The sequence below is a fragment of the Pseudoroseomonas cervicalis ATCC 49957 genome (assembly GCF_000164635.1).
Classification (GTDB): Bacteria; Pseudomonadota; Alphaproteobacteria; order Acetobacterales; family Acetobacteraceae; genus Pseudoroseomonas; species Pseudoroseomonas cervicalis.
In genome coordinates this window covers 1-761 of record NZ_GG771143.1, presented here as the reverse complement: position 1 = coordinate 761, position 761 = coordinate 1, and the positions used below count along the sequence as shown (strand labels likewise).

Genomic DNA, 761 nt, shown 5'->3' with positions numbered 1-761 from the left:
GGGGAGGCGCTGGCGGCGGCGGAGGCGGCGCTGGCCCTGGCCCGCGACCGCCACGCCCTGCTGCACGACCTGGCCGAGACGGCGCGCGGCAAGAACGACCGCAAGCTGACGCTGCAGGGCTTCGTGCTGGCCGGGCTGCTGGACGAGGCGCTGGCCGCCGCCAATGCGCGGCTGGAGGGCATGCTGGGCGGCCGCTACCGGCTGCGCCGGCGGGAGGAGCCGGGCCGCGCCATCGGCCTCGACATCGAGGTGCTGGACGAATGGACGGGGCGGGAGCGGCCGGCCGGCACCCTCTCGGGCGGCGAGGGCTTCTGCGCGGCGCTGGCCCTGGCGCTCGGCCTGGCCGACACGGTGCAGGCGCATGCGGGCGCGCGGCGCATCGACGCGCTGTTCATCGACGAGGGCTTCGGCACGCTGGACGAGGAGGCGCTGGACAAGGCGATGGACGTGCTGGCGGCGCTGCCGGCCGGCGACCGGCTGGTCGGGCTGATCAGCCATGTGCCGGAGCTGCGCAGCCGCATCCCCGCGCGGCTGGAGGTCACGCCCGGGCCGCGCGGCAGCCGCGCGCGCTTCGTGCTGGGCTGATGTTCTCCGCCAGCGCGCCCTTCCGCGACGCCTATGCGGCGACGACCTACCGCTTCGGCGGGGTGGGGCTGCGCATCGGCCGGCGGGCGGGGGTGGACCGGCTGCTCGGCCGGCTGCGCTGCCGCCGCGCCGCCGTGCTGACCGCCTGGGATCCTCTTTCCGTTGAGCGCGGCGCG

1 protein-coding gene is annotated in these 761 nt (G+C 77.4%); it reads left to right on the top strand.

Annotation, left to right across the window (positions count from 1 at the left end; translation table 11 throughout):
- A partial coding sequence (locus tag HMPREF0731_RS22230) for an SbcC/MukB-like Walker B domain-containing protein (RefSeq protein WP_007006521.1) occupies window positions 1-585 on the top strand: 585 nt, incomplete at its 5' end.
- Between the last annotated feature and the right edge of the window lie 176 nt (window positions 586-761).